The sequence below is a fragment of the uncultured Vagococcus sp. genome (assembly GCF_963518325.1).
Taxonomy (GTDB): domain Bacteria; phylum Bacillota; class Bacilli; order Lactobacillales; family Vagococcaceae; genus Vagococcus_D.
Genome location: NZ_CAUQJB010000028.1, coordinates 43323 through 60988 on the forward strand (window position 1 = coordinate 43323; position 17666 = coordinate 60988).

General features: G+C 41.4%; 16 protein-coding genes, 1 pseudogene and 1 other annotated feature. Of the genes and pseudogenes, 6 read left to right on the plus strand and 11 right to left on the minus strand.

Going from position 1 to position 17666, the window contains the following annotated elements; genetic code table 11:
- Positions 1-96 precede the first annotated feature (96 nt).
- From RWN13_RS18210 to RWN13_RS18220, 3 genes are all read right to left on the minus strand, one after another.
- Positions 97-966 (minus strand): AraC family transcriptional regulator, encoded by an 870-nt coding sequence (locus RWN13_RS18210; RefSeq protein WP_314066555.1) that lies wholly within the window; start codon positions 964-966, stop codon positions 97-99.
- Between the two features lie 121 nt (positions 967-1087).
- Positions 1088-1492 (minus strand): organic hydroperoxide resistance protein, encoded by a 405-nt coding sequence (locus tag RWN13_RS18215; protein WP_314066557.1) that lies wholly within the window; start codon positions 1490-1492, stop codon positions 1088-1090.
- The gene (locus RWN13_RS18220) at positions 1476-1928 is read right to left on the minus strand and encodes a MarR family transcriptional regulator (protein ID WP_314066558.1); all 453 of its coding nucleotides are present in this window, start codon (positions 1926-1928) and stop codon (positions 1476-1478) included. The genes RWN13_RS18215 and RWN13_RS18220 overlap by 17 nt, the downstream gene beginning before the upstream one ends.
- A gap of 245 nt (positions 1929-2173) precedes the next feature.
- Between RWN13_RS18220 and RWN13_RS18225 the strand changes: the two genes are divergently transcribed.
- The 3 genes from RWN13_RS18225 to RWN13_RS18235 all read left to right on the plus strand — a co-directional run bounded on the left by RWN13_RS18225 (position 2174) and on the right by RWN13_RS18235 (position 3540).
- Positions 2174-2833 carry a phenylalanine--tRNA ligase beta subunit-related protein gene (locus tag RWN13_RS18225; protein WP_314066560.1) on the plus strand — a complete coding sequence of 220 codons (660 nt, stop codon included), beginning with the start codon at positions 2174-2176 and terminating at the stop codon, positions 2831-2833.
- A 190-nt stretch (positions 2834-3023) separates the two neighbouring features.
- On the plus strand, positions 3024-3323 hold the full coding sequence (locus RWN13_RS18230; protein ID WP_314066562.1) for a hypothetical protein: 300 nt from the start codon (positions 3024-3026) through the stop codon (positions 3321-3323).
- A 25-nt stretch (positions 3324-3348) separates the two neighbouring features.
- The gene (locus RWN13_RS18235) at positions 3349-3540 is read left to right on the plus strand and encodes a hypothetical protein (RefSeq protein ID WP_314066564.1); all 192 of its coding nucleotides are present in this window, start codon (positions 3349-3351) and stop codon (positions 3538-3540) included.
- Positions 3541-3594: 54 nt separating this feature from the next.
- On the opposite strand, the gene RWN13_RS18240 is transcribed toward RWN13_RS18235, so the two are convergent.
- From RWN13_RS18240 to RWN13_RS18255, 4 genes and pseudogenes are all read right to left on the minus strand, one after another.
- A complete protein-coding gene (locus RWN13_RS18240; RefSeq protein ID WP_314066582.1) occupies positions 3595-4545 on the minus strand; it encodes a DUF979 domain-containing protein in 951 nt (316 codons plus the stop codon).
- An 8-nt stretch (positions 4546-4553) separates the two neighbouring features.
- The gene (locus tag RWN13_RS18245) at positions 4554-5243 is read right to left on the minus strand and encodes a 5-oxoproline transporter, DUF969 family subunit (protein ID WP_314066567.1); all 690 of its coding nucleotides are present in this window, start codon (positions 5241-5243) and stop codon (positions 4554-4556) included.
- Between the two features lie 192 nt (positions 5244-5435).
- Positions 5436-8612 (minus strand): M14 family metallopeptidase, encoded by a 3177-nt coding sequence (locus tag RWN13_RS18250; RefSeq protein WP_314066569.1) that lies wholly within the window; start codon positions 8610-8612, stop codon positions 5436-5438.
- 532 nt (positions 8613-9144) lie between these two features.
- Positions 9145-10482 (minus strand): annotated as a pseudogene (locus RWN13_RS18255) (PTS transporter subunit EIIC); the annotation flags it as partial.
- 258 nt (positions 10483-10740) lie between these two features.
- Between RWN13_RS18255 and RWN13_RS18260 the strand changes: the two are divergent.
- The gene (locus tag RWN13_RS18260) at positions 10741-11940 is read left to right on the plus strand and encodes an enolase C-terminal domain-like protein (RefSeq protein ID WP_314066571.1); all 1200 of its coding nucleotides are present in this window, start codon (positions 10741-10743) and stop codon (positions 11938-11940) included.
- A gap of 2 nt (positions 11941-11942) precedes the next feature.
- Here the strand turns inward: RWN13_RS18260 and RWN13_RS18265 are convergent, their stop codons facing one another.
- The 4 genes from RWN13_RS18265 to RWN13_RS18280 all read right to left on the minus strand — a co-directional run bounded on the left by RWN13_RS18265 (position 11943) and on the right by RWN13_RS18280 (position 15403).
- Positions 11943-12647, minus strand: coding sequence for a GntR family transcriptional regulator (locus RWN13_RS18265; RefSeq protein WP_314066573.1), 705 nt, complete (start codon positions 12645-12647; stop codon positions 11943-11945).
- A gap of 129 nt (positions 12648-12776) precedes the next feature.
- On the minus strand, positions 12777-13004 hold the full coding sequence (locus RWN13_RS18270) for a hypothetical protein (RefSeq protein ID WP_314066575.1): 228 nt from the start codon (positions 13002-13004) through the stop codon (positions 12777-12779).
- Positions 13005-13122: 118 nt separating this feature from the next.
- Entirely contained in the window at positions 13123-14280 is a 1158-nt protein-coding gene (locus RWN13_RS18275) for an amidohydrolase (protein ID WP_314066577.1), read from the minus strand.
- 28 nt (positions 14281-14308) lie between these two features.
- Positions 14309-15403, minus strand: coding sequence for an aminotransferase class I/II-fold pyridoxal phosphate-dependent enzyme (locus tag RWN13_RS18280; protein ID WP_399553699.1), 1095 nt, complete (start codon positions 15401-15403; stop codon positions 14309-14311).
- A gap of 67 nt (positions 15404-15470) precedes the next feature.
- Positions 15471-15739, minus strand: a binding site (T-box leader).
- A 257-nt stretch (positions 15740-15996) separates the two neighbouring features.
- On the opposite strand from RWN13_RS18280, the gene RWN13_RS18285 reads away from it, so the two are divergent.
- Positions 15997-17226: an ammonium transporter gene (locus RWN13_RS18285; protein WP_314066579.1), complete on the plus strand. Its 1230-nt coding sequence runs from the start codon at positions 15997-15999 to the stop codon at positions 17224-17226.
- Positions 17227-17264: 38 nt separating this feature from the next.
- Positions 17265-17606 (plus strand): P-II family nitrogen regulator, encoded by a 342-nt coding sequence (locus RWN13_RS18290; RefSeq protein WP_314066581.1) that lies wholly within the window; start codon positions 17265-17267, stop codon positions 17604-17606.
- Positions 17607-17666 lie beyond the last annotated feature (60 nt).

Below are 17666 nucleotides of genomic sequence, written 5' to 3' on the forward strand. Positions count from 1 at the left end.
ATTATAAAGCACTTTCAATTCAGTTGATTCCCAATAATTTGCTTGATTATTCTTATATTTTGTCTTATCTCAAGTCAAAAAGTTAGCAGCTACCTGCTAAGGACCTTCAGCTATCCGGTGCTCCATCTTTTTTCGGTACATTAAAGGAGACATGCCCATTGACTGTTTAAACCAGCGATAAAACGTTTTGTCATTCTCAATGCCACTCTGTCCAATGATCTCAGAGACATTTTGTGACGTGTTAATCAACAACCATTTCGCTTTATTAATGCGGTAATCATTTAAAAATGTAATAAATGTTTTACCAGTGTTTTTCTTAAAAAACTTGGTAAAATAAAAATCACTATAGCCCACAAGTTGAGCCACATCTGCTAACATTATTTTTTGCTGATAGTTCGTTTCTACATAACGGAAAACTTTAGCCAGTTTTTCCAGAATAGCTTTACTATGAACAGTTTCTTGAGTGGGATTCTCCCTTTTTTTTAGAGGAACTCGTCTTAAAAGTAACACAAGTAACTCTAATAAATTGGCTTTTTGTTTAAATTGATAGCCAATCTCTTTCTCCTGCTCTTCACGGTAACACTCATTCAGCAATTCTCGTAGTTGTTCTTCGACTTCCCTGTCCCAAAGTGGACTATAGGGTTCCATCTGTTTAAATAATTCTTGTAAATTGACCTGATCCGTATCCAGATTCGCAAAGAAGGATAAGTCAAATTGAAAAACAATCCGTTCACTGCCAGGAGATGCGAGAACATAGTGGCTATCGCCGCCGTTAATGACCACCATCTCCCCAGCAGATAAGGTGTAGGGCTGATCATTGATGCCCAAATTGATCCTTCCTTCTGTCACATAGATGATTTCAATCTCTCGATGCCAATGAGGAACGGTCAGTATATCTCCGTCATTCAGTAAAATGCGAAAGGGAAACTCATCAGCCAGTTGTGGCATTTCCAGATAAATAGCCATTGTTATGCACTCACTTTCTAGTTGTTGTTACTATTGTAGCATATCTTTCCTCCTAATTAATCCGTCTTAAAACAAAACTAGGCCTCCAGATAGCTACTATCTGAAGGCCTAGTTCATTTATTTAAATGACGATTAATTCAACATCAATATTATTTCGAGTTGCTTTTGAGTAAGGACAAACTTCATGAGCTTTAGCTACTAATACTTCGGCTTGAGCTTTTTCCACGTCATCAATCTTCACTTCCAGTTGAACACCCACTTGGAAACCACCTTCTGGATCACTGTAAAGCGACACACGTGCAGTAACCGAACTCTTTGATTCGATTTTTTCTTTCTCCATCACTAACTCAAGGGCACTGTTAAAGCATGCGCTGTAAGCAGCTGCAAAAAGTTGTTCAGGATTAGTTGTGTGTTCTTTTTTTACACCAGGGGAGACGACCTCATATGAAAAACTTTTATCTGGTGAATGAACTTCCCCAGATCTGCCGCCTGTATTAACGATGCTTGTTTCAAAGATTTTTTTCATGAATGATTCCTCCTATTTTTTTGGTCAATAAGTTCACTTCTTCTAGTAAAGTGGTATATGTTTGCTGGTCAATCCTTAGTTGGTCAATACAACCGGATACCTGATGATTGATCTCTGTTTCCAACTGGATAGCTTTAGGTGTTAGTGAGATACTCACCTTACGCTCATCTTCTGGCAGACGTACTCGCACCACATAACCACTCGATTCCATCCGCTTCAACAAAGGCGTTAAGGTCCCGCTATCTAAATCTACCATCTTTCCCAAGGTCGTTACGGTTTGATTGTTTGTTTCCCACAAAGCCAACAGCACAATATACTGAGTATAGGTCAAGCCGAAGGGTTCCAAAGCTGCCCCATACATCTTGGTAAATTGCTTAGAGGCTTTATAAATGGAAAAACAAAGTTGCTCATCTAATAATCGCTTCGCTGATATCATATTAACACTCCTAACTTGCGAACAATTCAATTGTACACAACCTTTTGTAATTGAGCAATTATTTTGCTTAGTGGCTAATTCTCATTCGCCAAGTTAGCAGTTTCTTTTTCAGCTTTTTTAAGATACACTTAAAAGAGCTTGTAACTGGAAAGGAGCTTTTCCGATGTATCTTGCCCCACTCTTTGAAAATGATGTACCAAAGGCCCTTTAATAGTCAAACCCCACAACTAAAGGAGCGAATGACCATGATACTTTCAATTAATTCACGGATTACAACTGAAACACCCCAAGTTAAACTATTACTAACCGAACTAGAGTTTACCTATGAAAAAAAACAAGTCACTATTTGGAACGACCTGCTTAACCCACTAATTGAAGAGATTGAGCAACAGGATGTTGAATGTATTCGGCAAAATCCAGCCATTATTGGCACAAAAAAGACCTATAAACATTACGGCAAGGATCCAGCTCGTTTCCGTCCTTCTTCAGAAAGTCTTTGGCGTCGGCTCGTCCAACAAAAAGGGCTGTACCAAATTAATTCTCTGGTTGACCTCAACAACTATTTGTCCTTGCGCTATAAAATTCCTTTTGGCGTGTATGATGCTGAGACACTTTCACTCCCCATAGAATTAACCATTGGTGAAGAGGGGATGAGTTATTCCGGGATTGGGAAGGCAGCCATTAATCTTGAAGGGGCCTTAGTTCTCAAAGACCAGCTTGGCTGCTTTGGCGGACCTACTAGCGACTCATCTCGAGGCATGATTACCAGTAACACTCATCGAGCATTACTGATTGGTTATGTATGTGATGAATACAGTCCGTTAGAAAACATCCAAGCTGATATTAGCAAACTATTACCGACTTACTTACTAAATGGTAGCGTCCACAGTCAACAGATTATTTAACCCTGAAACTAGAGAGGGACTTCCTAAAAAGAAACGAAGACGGAATTTTTTCCAACTTCGTTTCTTTTATCTGCATACGTCTCATTGCATAAAACATCCCTTTTTAGTACAATGAGGTAAGACGTATTTTAGGAGGGGGTTGTAAGCCGAATTGGTCACGCTACAAAAGAAAAAGCTTAAGAGGCGTCTAATGATTGGCGGTTACACTGGAGTATCGGGCTTAATTTTCTTCCTTTATTCCTTTCAAGCCCTTAATACCTTATTAAATGACCCCGACTCTTATTCCCCTTATGTTGCTCCCAGAATTATGACGTGGTTATATGATAAAATCGGTCCTTTGTTAACGACTGTGATTTCGCTACTGATCGGCTCTTTAATGATTACCGTTGGACTGTATCAATTGCTTGCTTATGGCATTCAAAAAAATAAACTAACGTCGACCAGCACTAAGGGTCATCCTCATTTACTTAGGATGATTGATGAAGAGTAGTCGGACAAAAGGGAAGGGATAACGAATGAAAAAAATACTACTCCTTAGCCTACTCCTGATCGGCCTGAGTGGCTGCGCTCTAACTAAAAAACAGTCACCTGATGACTCATTAGATTCACTTCCAAACTATGAACTTTATGAAGAGATTACTTCTGATAAACTCATTACACCAGAGATCGAGTCCAGTCAAACTTCAGACAGTTCTCCAACCAACTAATACGACAAAAAGGAATCAAATTAGGTCAATCCTAACTTGATTCCTTTTATTCATCTATTTAAACAGTATCATGTAGCCAATTTGAAAAATTAAGATTAGGACAGCGGGAATAATTTGATTTTTTATGACACCAAATCTATCTTTCATGTCCAGCATCGCCACTGGCACGACATTGAAATTAGCAGCCATTGGGGTCATCAATGTGCCGCAGTATCCGCAGGTTAAAGCGATCATGCCAATGATAACTGGGTTCGCCCCATAAGCTAATACAAAAGGTGCCCCAATCCCGACAGTCATTACGGTAATCGCAGCAAAGGCATTCCCCATAACCATTGTAAATAATACCATTCCCAAGGCAAAGACAATAATCCCCACGTTAACATTGCCTTCCGGAATAAATTTACCGACAATCTTGGAGACCACATCCCCAACACCGGCAGCCGTAAAGATCGCACCTAAACTGGCTAACAACATCGGCAGCATGCTGAGAGGGCCTACTTGAGATAATAGTCGTTCTGAATCATTTAAAAAGACAGTTGGTTTGTTTTCTGGTGAAAAAACCATCAATAAGATCACTGACACAATTACCCCAAAGCCAACCCCAACTAGGGCCCCTAAATTAGTAAACAAGGCAAAGATAATCGCAAAAATTCCCATGCTAATGGCTGGAATAAAGATTTTAGCGCCAATCTTATCAGACATTTTTTGCATGTATTCCGGAGAAGGGGCATGTATTTTCCCAACTTTAACTTTTTTGGTAATGGCCGGTAAGGTCATCACGATAACGATTATTCCTGATACCAGTGGCGGAAACCAACGGCCAAAGGCTAAAACGATTCCTAACGAACACCAGAAAATAGCTGTCCCATAAGGTGCCGGGTTTTCTTTATCTAAGGCGTTCTTGACGCCTACATAAAAAGCGATAAATCCCATAAACATATATAACACTTCTAATAATTTAACACCTAAGGTTATTTCAGGTGCTGTACTTGTAAAAAACTCAATGATTCCCATTATTGTTCACCTTTTTTCTTTGCTTTATATTGCTTCTGGAATTTGCGGTCTTTTAAGTTATAATAAACAATTCCCACAAACAAGGCAAAGATACTCACTGGAATTGTCGCTTTCGCTAAATCCACTAACTCCACTTTATACCCAAGGCTGGCCAGTGTCGATTGAACTAACAGGCCACCGCCGCCTCCTACAAAGAGAACTTGACAAAAGAACCAGGCAATATTTTCCATACCAGAAGCCATTCCTTTTAATTCCTCAACGTGCTCTTCACTAGGCTCATTGCCGGCTGCTTCGATTGACCCAACTGCCATCGGCATGATGATTGGCAAAACAAATCCAGCAACACCCCCAAAACTAACGTTAAATGCGGCAAAAATCCCGCGCATGATTCCGTAAGCCCCAATCACCAGACCGGAAGTTGCCCCTTTTACATGACCGATTAATTTGGCCGCTTGATCTTTTAGACCGTTCCGCTCCAAAGTCCCTGTCACTAACATAATAATAATAAAAATAGCCATGGCACGATTGGCCACAAAACTTGCCCCTAAGGTTTCCAACAACCCTTCCACACCTAAGCCACCGACTAAGGCAGTCGCAATTGCGGCAACTAAAATAATCAAAATTGAATCCAGCTTCAGAGCAAATCCAACAATGACGATTAAAATACCAATTAATTTTAAATACTCCATGTTCTCTCCTACTTTCTTTTCTCTCCCCTGAATTTTCAGGAATTTTTATGAATCATTACAATTATAAGTCAGGACGCTACGATTTACTATCTAAATCCGCTGTATTACGTTGAAGACTTTCACTTTTTTTAAAATCACTCTGACTATATCAATTAAGCAAGGAAATTGTCTCACTGATTCATTCACACCCCCTTAATCAGAACTGGCTAGCAATGGCCTTTGTCGAATACGAGCCAACTTAAGTGACCCCTCCGTAACTTGCCACTCTTCAAACCACGTTGGTTCCAAGCTTAGTAACAAATCAATTGTCGCAATATCATGAGTCAAATGGGTCTCCCCACATAGTTTCAAATAGTCTCCTTGGGCCGTCTCATCGGCCACTTCACTTGTATACGCAACTGTAGTAATCCAAGGAAAACGAATCGAAGGATAACGGTGGCTGTTTTCGTGATTAAAATAAATCCAATAGTTTATCATGTTTTGGTAATAATCTGCTGGAAATAATTTTGGTAACCATTTATGTGCGTAAGTCTCAAACCGGTTCATCCATTCCTGATTTAAAGCGGTCATTTCCTGATTAGCACCAATCGCCGAGGCAATCTCTTTTTCAAGAGCCCGGTTTAGCTGTAAATTAGCCTTAAACCTGTCGTCTTTGATTGCCCAAAAGTAGCCGTATAATAAGGAACGGGGCAACCAAAAGCCTTTATAGGATGGCGAGGTGTAACCAGAAAACTGCTGATCCCATTCATGTGAAGGCACGCCATGATTATCGACCACTACATCTGGCAACAACTGATACCAAATCTTCGTAAAGGCTAGGGCTTCTGGATAGATGGTTTCAGGGTTAAAATACTCATGATAAAACTCTTTGCCTACCGCATTAAAACGCGCCACATGTAATTTCCAATAAGGATTTTCTTGCTGTAGTTGATAGTGAATCTCCGCTCCATCCACATTTTCCAAGGGTACAATCATCAGGTTTAGTTTCTCGCTTAAGTTAGCGTACTTGGGATTCGTGACAAGTTCTTTTAATAACAACAAGGCCCCATTTGTACCCGACACTTCATTTGCATGATGGCGCGCGTTAATAATCAATGAGGGGTTATTGGTTAGCCGTTTCACTCTAGACACATACTGCTGCTTTCCTGCGATTTCAATGCCATAAATTGGACGACCTTGGTAGGTTGTACCAATTTGCGAAACAGATAGCTCTGGCACGCACTTAAGCTGGCTAATTATCTGGTTGTAGGCCTCGTCCCCAATCACTTCCCTTTCCATTAAATCAATGTCCTCAATGGAAAGAACGGGGTTCGCCACTTGACTAAGTGGAACAGCAGCCTGAAACAGCCCTGTTTTAGTTTTAAATGTCAGCCTACCAAATCGGTGCAAAAATTTCAGCACTGTCAGCTGACCTGTTTCGACTAATCGAGCATAACTTTCCACATACTGATCAGAGATGCCATCAACACTGATTGTCAAATCAAATAGCTGATGTTTTTCATTGTACGTGACCTCCGTTACAACCACAGATAATTGCTCTTTTGAGACGGAAGCATATTGCTTAAGACCTTTATTCCAAATAAAAGGCTGATTGTCTTCTTGGTCATAAACTGAGCATTTAAACTTGGGTTGTCCCGCCCCTACTTTTAACTGTGGCAATAGCAGCCCTGGGGCATCCAATAAGCGGTCCCATTTCAGCAAACCGTATGTTTTGAAGTAATCCAAGCCAACAAAATACAAGTCTTCATGAAAACTATTTAAGCTGGAAATCATGTCTTGTCTGGTAGTTAACTGATACTCCGGTTCGCTGACGGTAGCTTCCAAAATAATTTTCGAAAACAGTGGTTCCTGACAGTTCTCTTTTAAGCCCCCTGTCTTTTCATTCAACAACTCACCAAACTTAGGCAGCAATTCTTGTTGATAAATCTCCCAGATCTGTTCCAAATCTGTTTTGATTCGCTGTTGAATGACCTTTTCCTGATTTACCTCGACACGTATCTCCCCGGTTGCCGGGTGAGTTTTGCCTAATTCTGGGAACTCATCAATATAAGCTCGTTCAGCCCAAACAGCCTGATAACTTTTTTTGTAGATTTCTTGCCCTTGATGATAACCTTTTAAGACATAAGTACTTGCTTGTTGACTCTCTCTAAAATGAATCTCATCCCTTGAAATAGCCAGTTTTTCTGCTAAAACATCATCGATGGGATAAAGTTCCTGTAAAAAGCGAATAGGCAAATCATACCAATGTTCCTCATCCACACCTACATTATGGTAAGTCGGTGTTGCCCCATCCTCATCCAGCCATTCCAACTGCCCCTCTGGTAAAAAAGGGTTAAAATAGACGACAATTTGATCCAGTTCTTGCAACTGGGTTAATTCTGGCAAGACGTAATCACTAATCCAGGAAAAGCCCTGCTTATATGCTGATACAATTTCAATCTCCTGAAGGTCTGCCCCTTTCTCTAATAGCTCACGTCTGATTTCTTTTTCCAACTGTTGCCGTTGTTCCAAACCTTCACTTAAAACACCGTAAAGGGCTACCTGATCCCCGGCCTTAAGGGTTGGATAAACGGTCTCACTCAATACGTCTTTAAAGGTATCCACTTCCCACTGAAGTGGATACTCTTCTTCGAAAACTTTCACTGGTTCAATATACTGCAAAAATGGTTGTTGATCCACTTGTTGATGAGCTGCTAAATAAACCTGTTGCCCATCAGCATTTTGCAAACAAAAACTTTTTGTTATTTCCTGCATCACGTCGATTAGTAGTTGACCACTCTGCTGATCTGGAAAAAATTGACAGAAATCAACCATAAACTTCAGGAGGGATTGACCATCCCCCTTCACTTTCACTAGTCGACGTCCCTGATGGTCTGTCACACTCAAGCTAGGCTCTCCTTGCTTCTCCATTATTAAGACATTACCTTCATCTTTAGCATCAGCAAAAAGAGCGCCTTCAAATGCCGTTGTTTCCATACCAAAACGAAACATTAGCTGGCACAAAGCAGATAGCTGCCAGACATCCACCGCCTCCTCTAACCAGATTTTTAAATTCAACTCATCCGCTAAAAAATCGTGATTGTTGTCCTCTAAAATGTAGCCCTCTGCAAAAAGGGATTCCAGCCCTTTTTGATAGCGCCAATCAGTCTTTGCTGTTTTTTCAGCAAACTGATTAACGGATGCCCCCACTGATTCCTTCCCCTGCCTCAACTGAAACTCCTGATAAAGTGATTCCCCATTGCTCCAATTCCCAATCTCACAAATAGGGAATTCGGCCGCCACTGTCTGAAATCCCTGCATAAAGGCGACTTGAATGGCTTGCTTTTGTTCCTTTAAACTCATATTCATTTTCAGGACTAGTTTTTCCACTTTCTTCTCTCCTCAAATAGATTTTTGTCAGTGTCTGTCATTATCTTATTTTTTGGTATTGTTCTAGAAAATCCACTATTGATTACTGCCTTTTCTTTATCATAGCATAACCATTAACACCTGTTAACTGATAGTTATCTCGCATAAAAACAGGCAATAGATTATTTCATCGTGGATCTCCAACTCTTTTCCTTATTCGTACCACCATTTCCCTCGCCTTTCAAACTAGTTCAATCTGAGGCTTTTCCAGAACCTATTTATCAAATCTCTTTTGCTTTTACTCAATTAACTCCTATTAAAAAAAACTGTGACAAACGTTGATGTATTCGATTTAAACTCATTTGAGATACAATAAAAGACTGGTCTCGAGATAGGGGAAGTTGAATCCCTTAGAAAATAAATGAAATCCTCATCAAGAGCTGGACAGGTAAATCTTGGCGGCTCTTTTTTAGCACTCCCCTTTTTTTTGCACAAAAAAAGAGCCAGCATCTGACACTGACTCTCACAATTATTAAGCTGTTTTTTCTGTTTTTGGTACTAGGAAGTATGCTAATGCAAAAGACAACGCAATTGCCAAAATAATCCCTAAGACCGCAAAGATGAAGTACTGGCCGATATAAGCTGGCAGGCTAAAGATACTTGAAAGAATATAGCCATAAATTCTCACTCCGAAAGCCGCAATAAAGGCTGAGGCAACAGAACTTCCAACTGTGGCAGCTATAAAGGCTTTTTTGTATTTCGTTAAAACACCGAAGAGTGCAGGTTCAGTAATCCCTAATAAACCTGAGACAGCTGCTGACACGATAATTGATTTTTCTTCCTTGGAGCTGGCTTTAAAGTACATAGCAGCCGTTGCCCCTGTAATGGCCATATTCGCCATAAACATCATCGGCATCAACATATCATAGCCTTGATTGGCAAAGTTTTGCAAGGCAATCGGCGTCATGGCGTGATGTAACCCGGTTAAAATAGCAATTGGTCGAATGGCTCCAACAATCACCCCAGCTAAAATTGGCGAAATTGAGAATAACCAACTAACACCGTCCGCTAATAAATTACCAGCATGAATGCCGATGGGGCCAATAACGGTTAAGGCTAAAATCCCTCCTAAAAATAGCGAAATCGTTGGTGTAAAGACCGTTCTCAACACATCCGGCAAGACTTTATCCACCCAATTATAGATATAACTTAAGGCAAGAACAGAGAAGATAATTGGAATAACCGTTCCGGCATAGTTAAACACGGGCACTGGCACTAACCCAAATAATAGAAATTGAGAGATTTCCCCAGCAGCGACTGCTGCGCTCATCGTCGGAAACTGCAACGTGGCTGCAATCGCAATGGCTAGGTACATATTGGTTTTAAAAATTCTGGCCGCAGAGGCTGCCACGAAAAATGGCAAAAATGTAAAAACACCACTTGCTAGCATATCAATGACTAAAAAGGTCGGCGTCGTATTGGAAATGACATTTAGCGCTACTAAGCCGGCCATCAACCCCTTGATCATTCCTGCTCCTGCAATCGCCGGGACAATAGGTCCAAAGACCCCTGAGACCGTATCCATAAAGAGGGACACTAATCCTTTTTTCTCATGGCTTTCAGCTGGTGGCTCAGATTCTGATTCCAAGTTTAAAATAGTTGCCAAGGTTGTAAAGTACTCTGTCACCGTTGTTCCAATGACAACTTGCAGCTGATCACTTTGATACTTAGTCCCCATGACACCTGAGACCTTCTCCAATTCATCATAGTTGACCTTCGAGGCATCCTTTAAATCAAAACGTAGACGAGTCATACAATGCCAGGCATTGTTAATATTACTTTCTCCGCCAATATTTTCAATAATCTCACGGATAGATTGTTCATGTTTCATTCCTACCAACTCTTTTCTTTTAAAATATCGTGATTCCGTTTGCAAGGTCATAATAGCATAAAATAAGCAGACATCAAAACAGTCCTAATATGTATAAAACAGCAACCTAAACCTTTATTTAAAAGCTTTCACACTTGTTTTCCTAAATAATTGGACTGGTTTTTAAAGCTATTCTGCTCTTTTGGCAAGCCAAATTGACTCTACACTTTAAGCATGGTTAAATAGCTACTATAGATAACTATTTTGAGGAGTGTGGAAATGAAAGAAACAATCATTACTGATGTTAAGTGTTACGCAATCCGACCTGATCGACATAACTTAGTGGTCGTTAAAGTTGAAACAAATCGTGGGGTTGTAGGATATGGTTGCGCCACGTTCCAACAACGTCCCCTTGCAGTTAAAACCATGGTTGAAGAATACATTAAACCCATTTTAATGGGGAAAGATGCTAATAATATTGAAGACCTATGGCAAATGATGTTAGTCAATGCTTACTGGCGTAATGGACCCGTGATTAACAACGCCATTTCAGGTGTCGACATGGCGCTTTGGGACATTAAAGGGAAACTGAGTGACATGCCTCTTTACCAATTACTTGGTGGCAAATCACGAACAGCCATTCCCGCTTATACCCATGCCGTAGCAGATAATTTAGAGGACTTGTATGCTGAAATCGATCGCTTTTTAGGAGATGGCTATCAGTATATTCGCTGTCAGTTAGGTTTCTATGGTGGCAATGGAACCAACATGAATCTACCAGAAGGTCAGTTAGCTGGCTCTTATTTTGACCAAAACCAATACATGAACACAACGTTGAAAATGTTTGCTGCTGTCAAAGAAAAATACGGACACCAATTCCAGATGCTTCATGACGTTCACGAGCGACTTTTTCCGAATCAAGCCGTCCAGTTCGCCAAAAAAGCGGAACCCTTTGATTTGTTCTTTTTGGAGGATATCTTGCCACCCAACCAAAATGAATGGTTGGCACAAGTCAGAGCACAAACAACGACGCCAATTGCGACTGGTGAATTGTTTAATAACCCGGCCGAATGGAAAAATCTAGTGATTAATCGCCAATTGGATTATATGCGGGCTCACGTCTCTCAAATCGGCGGCATTACGCCCGCCTTAAAACTGGCTCATTTTTGTGACGCTATGGGTGTTCGGATGGCATGGCATACCCCTTCGGATATTACACCGATTGGTTTAGCCGTCAATACTCACTTAAATATTCACCTGCACAATTCAGCCATTCAAGAAAATATCGATGTCCCAGCTAACACTAAAACACTCTTTAGCCACGTCCCTGAACCTGTTAAAGGTTATTTCTATCCGATTGACAAGCCAGGAATTGGCGTTGATTTTGCCGATGATTTTGCCGCTGACTTTCCACCTGTCTATCGGGAACACGAATGGACTCAAAGTCGAATTCCCGATGGTACTCTCGTAACGCCTTAAGTTTATTGTCTGAACTGATGATTTTGTTTATTAAAAGGCGTGATATACGTGCAGGAATAATCAATGGCCACTATTTCACTGTATTCGTAAACTCGACCGTCATCAAATAAACACCGATTTTCAATTTTCATTGCCGGGCTGCCCTTCTTACATTGAAGATAGGCAGCCTGTTCTTTGCTGATTAAAACTGGTGTGTAGCTGGTGATGTAATGGGAAATTTTAAAACCAGATTGCTGGACAAATTTCTGAATTGAGCTTTCGACAACCTCTTGGGTTAAATCAGGAAATAACGCCACTGGCATTCGTGATGTTTCAATTTGGGTTAATTGAAAATTAACGATTCGCAACCGCTGAAATTGCCAGACAGCCTCCCCTTTTTCAATTTGAAAGGTTTGACAGTCTTTTTCATTGGCCCCTTCCTTCGTGAGATAAATCGCTTTTGACGAAATTCGATCGTAGGGGTTACGGGTCAGGGAATTGTATACCAGAGGATTTTGTTTGGCTCCTTTAGTAATATACATCCCCGATCCTTGGACCACCTTGATTACCCCAATGTCCTGAAGACTTTTTATGGCTTCCTGAATGGTAAATCGAGAGACCTGATAGGTCTCGGCTAGTCCTCGCTGGTTGGGTAGCTTCCCCTCAGGAAATTGATTTTGATAGATTTTACTAAGTAAATCTTGAACGATAAATTCTCTTTTCTGCATGGCTAGTTCTCCTCGATTATTTTCATGTATTGTAACCTATTCCACCAAAAAAAGCACCTCTCTCAAATCCCTTCAACCTCACAATAATACCTCTGTTAACTAAGGTGTGAGAGGTATTTTTGCATTAAACTAGTTTGCTGTGGCTATTTTCATAAACATGGCCACACTGCTAGACTCCTTAAACCTAAACGACTCATGGCGCTTATTAGCCGACAGACTTACAACTAAGCAGACATTGATTTCTGATGCTGCATCACACTCTAAATACGCTGAAAGTTCAGCCATCATTCGTTTCCCCAAACCAGCATCGCCAAGCACCCGACTCATTGCCACCCGTTCTGTTTTGCCCGAGAACAACAAAAAACAGCCTATTCTCTAAGGTTTTCTGAGCCTTACTTACAGAACGACTGCCAAAATTCTTATAGGGTTACAGCCTCTCTCATTTATCACCCCCTCAAAAAAAAGATTCCCCAAACTACTGAGAAATCTTTAAACTAAAGGTCTGTTTAAGTAAGTGACGGGCATTTTCCACATAATAAGCAACAGCATATTCCAAGGCGCGATCATCTACTTCAAAGGCCGGATGATGCCACTCCTGTGGCCCGTTTGTTCCAATAAAGGCAAATAACCCAGGAACAGCCTCTTGATAATAAGCAAAATCTTCGCCACCTAAGGTCACCTCAGGGACAATGACCGTAGCAAATTGGCCCGTCACCTGACTGACTTTGGCGGCCAGAGCCCCATCGTTCCAAACAGCAGGTGGACTTTGCACCCACTCCAATGTGCTTGTCTGACCAAATGCCAGAGGAATATTAGCCACTATTTGAGCTGTTAACGTCTTGACTGTCTGTTGTACCTCTTGACTAAAGGTCCGAATAGTCCCTTCAAAAAAAACGGTCTCAGGGATGACGTTCCATGTGTTTCCACCAGTAATGTGAGTCACACTTATGACAGCCGAATCCAAAGGTGAAACGTGACGACTGACAATGCTTTGGAGAGCCGAGACAATCTGACACGCCGTCACAACTGGATCTGATCCATTATGAGGCGCTGCAGCATGACTGCCAACACCTTTAATCGTCACCTTAAAACGATCCACAGCAGCCATTAAAGGCCCTTCCTTGATGCCAATCGTCCCTATCGGCAAGTCCGGTTTATTATGGAAACCAAGAATGGCCGACACCCCTTCCAAATGACCTGCCTCAATGACTTGACGGGCACCACCATTGTCTTCTTCAGCAGGTTGAAAAATCAAACGAACTCTACCATTTAGTTGAGATTCTTGGGCTTTTAACAAGGTGGCCGCACCCAAAAGAGCCGTCGTGTGAAAATCGTGACCACACGCATGCATCACTCCTGGATTGTTTGATGCATAACTCAAGTTGGTGGCCTCATTAATCGGCAAGGCATCAATATCTGCTCGCAAGGCAATCATCGGTCCTGTTTGACCAATTTCAGCAATCACTCCCGTGGTTAAGGAGGTCTCCAAACAGGTGATATCCAGTGCTTCCAAATACGTTTTAATATAGGCTGTGGTCACCACTTCCTGATTGGATAGCTCTGGATTGGCGTGTAAATAATGGCGAATTGCCGTTAATTCTGCTATAAAAGCTGGGGATAGTTCAGTTAACATGATGTCCTCCTTATTGAGCAACCTGCTCTTAAAGTTGCTCAAAAGCCTGTTTTAAATCAGCTATTAAATCCTCAGCCGCCTCCACACCAACTGACAAACGCAATAAGGTGTCAGTTAAGCCATAGCTTTCCCGCAGCTCTTGGGGAATATCGGCATGGGTTTGAGTAGTCGGATAGGTAATTAAACTTTCCACCCCGCCCAGACTTTCTGCAAAGGTAAAGACGTGCAGATTAGCCAGGAAGGGCTTAATACAGGCTTGGTTTGGCAATTTTATACTAATCATACCACCTCGCCCCGGATAAAGCACCTCCGATACCTGACTTTCATTTGCCAAATAACGAACTAACGCCTGAGCATTTTTTTCATGGCGTTCCATTCTTAGGGCCAAGGTTTTTAACCCCCTAATAAGCAACCAACAATCGAAAGGAGACAAAACCGCCCCAGTTGTGTTTAAAAGGACACCTAAGCGTTCTCCTAAGTCTTGGCGGTTTGTGACAACAGCGCCAGCCAAAACGTCGTTATGCCCTCCCAGATACTTGGTAGCACTATGAATCACGATATCAGCTCCCAAGGTTAGTGGCTTTTGAATAATCGGCGTGTAGAACGTATTATCAACCATTACCAGCGCACCAGAAGCCTTGGCAATCGTCGCTATCTCCTTAATATCCACCACGCTCATCAACGGATTAGTTGGCGTTTCGATGAAAATACCAGCTGTTTCAGAGGTGATCAAGCTCTGGAGTTCGGACACTTGATCAAAATAACGAAACTCATAAAAGCCCTGTTCTTCCAGTTGATTAAAATAACGATAACTCCCTCCGTATAAGTCTCTTGAAGCAATTAATTGACTCCCTTTCGGAAACAGAGCCAAAACCAGTTGAATCGCGCTCATCCCTGAACTGGTGGCAAAACCTGCCACGCCTTCTTCTAGTTTAGCCAAGGCCTCCTCCAATACTAGGCGAGTCGGATTTTGCGTTCGGGTGTAATCAAAACCTGTGCTCTCACCTAATGTTGGATGGGCAAAGGTTGTTGAAAAATGGACGGGTAAACTAACTGCCCCAGTGGTTTGATCCTGCTTATTGCCAATTTGTGCCAACATCGTGTCTACTTGTAACTGTCCCATATCCATCATCTCCATTTTCTCTTTGTATAAACAAAAAAACCGTCCTCATCATAAACAAATTGCTTATGACAAGGACGGCAGTTTATCTTTAATAAACCAACGCGGTACCACCTCGATTGTGGCACCGTTTTGATGCCACCTCTCCAAGTACTTAACGCTAAAAAACGTTGCATACTCTGACGCTATAATGGGCGTTCCCATTCCAAGCTTACGGTTGTCGCTCGCCTAAAAAAACTCAGAGACCATTTTCGTCAAAGGATTCATTGTCTTTTTTCAGCTAAACAAGACTTTCTGTAAATGAAACCACGAGATTACTTTTCTCTTCTACGTTTTTTCTAATTAAATTTTAATCTTATTGTTGGTTAATAAAAATAGTAACAAAGAAAGATTAACTTGTCAACTGATAATAAAACGAAGCTTAAATCCCTTTTATATCAACATTTAAGTCATACCCCTGTTTCACAAATCCCATTTCGCATTCTATACAGTTTACAGAATAATGAGTGAGAAGTCTTTTTTACTCCTTTTATTTATGATAAACTATCTCATATTCAAATAGTAATTTCAGAAAAGTTTCAGGAAGGGTGATAGGTATGAATTCAGGAGATATTAGTTTCATTTTAATCTGTGCAGCACTTGTCTTTTTAATGACACCAGGCTTAGCGTTTTTCTATGGGGGATTGGAGCGCCGGAAAAATATTATCAACACGATGATGATGGTCATCTGTGTCTTGGGACTTGCTTCCGTTTTGTGGTTCGCTGTCGGTTACAGTTTATCCTTCAGCGGTGAAGGTAGTTTTGTCGGTAATTTAGATAAGATCTTTTTTAAAGATGTTTCCTTAACAACTGGCTTTAAAGAAGACAGTACCATTCCTGAAGGCTTATTTGCAGCCTTTCAAATGATGTTCGCGCTGATTACAGTAGCTATCATTACAGGGTCTGTTGCTGGTCGAATGCGCTTCTCTGCAATCTTTTTATTTATTGCCGCTTGGTCAATCGTTGTTTACTACCCAATGGCTCATATGGTTTGGGGGGGTGGCTTCCTTGAAGAAATCGGCTCAATCGATTTTGCCGGTGGAAATGTGGTTCATATCAGTTCAGGAATCTCGGGCTTAGTCTTGGCCATTGTCCTTGGAAAACGACGGGGTTACAACAAGCTGGAATACCGACCTCATAATATTCCGTTTATTGTGCTAGGAACTGGACTTTTGTGGTTTGGCTGGTTTGGTTTTAATGCTGGCAGTGCCTTGGCAGCAAATAGTTTGGCCGTTCACGCCTTACTAACCACCCATGCCTCAGCAGCAACCGGCATGTTATCTTGGATGTTAATTGAAAAATTAGCCATCGGTAAACCGACAATCGTTGGTGCCTCGACTGGTGCCATTGTTGGTCTAGTTGCCATTACACCTGGGGCTGGTTTTGTCCCACTGTGGAGCGCCCTCGTAATGGGAGCCCTTGTCAGCCCCTTCTGTTATTACTTTATCGGCATTATCAAACGTAAATTGGCACTGGATGACGCTTTGGATGCCTTCGGTTGTCACGGCGTTGGCGGGATCTTTGGCGGAATTATGACTGGTATATTTGCAGAAAAATCGATTGGTGGCGTTGACGGTTTACTTTATGGCGGCACTGATCTATTCATCGCCCAAGTCATCAGCATCTTGATTACCCTAGCATTTGCTGGTGTGGCAACGTTTGTCATCATTTCCTTAATCAAGTTGGTCATGCCAATTCGAGTAACTGAAAAAGAAGAAATTCAAGGATTGGATCTAATGGAACATGATGAAACAGCCTATCCCACATTCTTGGGAATGGACAATTAGACAGATGTTACCGGATTTGTTAGAAATGGAGGACTATCATGAAAAAAATTGAAGCGATTATTCGGCAGGAAAAATTAAGTGATTTGCAAGAAGCACTTTTTGAGCAAGCAGGTGTCAAAGGAATGACCGTCTCACAAGTTCTGGGATACGGCCACCAACTGGGCTGGAAAGAATACGTTCGGGGCCAAGAAGTTCTGACGACCCTCTTGCCGAAATTGGAAGTCAACATGGTCGTAACAGATGATAAGTTAGATGCTGTTGTGGCTATTATCATCAGCAGTTGTCAAACTGGTGAAGTCGGCGATGGCAAAATATTTGTTTACGATGTGGAGAACGCCATCCGCATACGCACTTCCGAAACAGGTGAAGATGCCTTATAACAAAAAAAGAGGCTGAGACAAAACTCCCTTAAAACAGAAAAATATCTTGGTGACTATCAG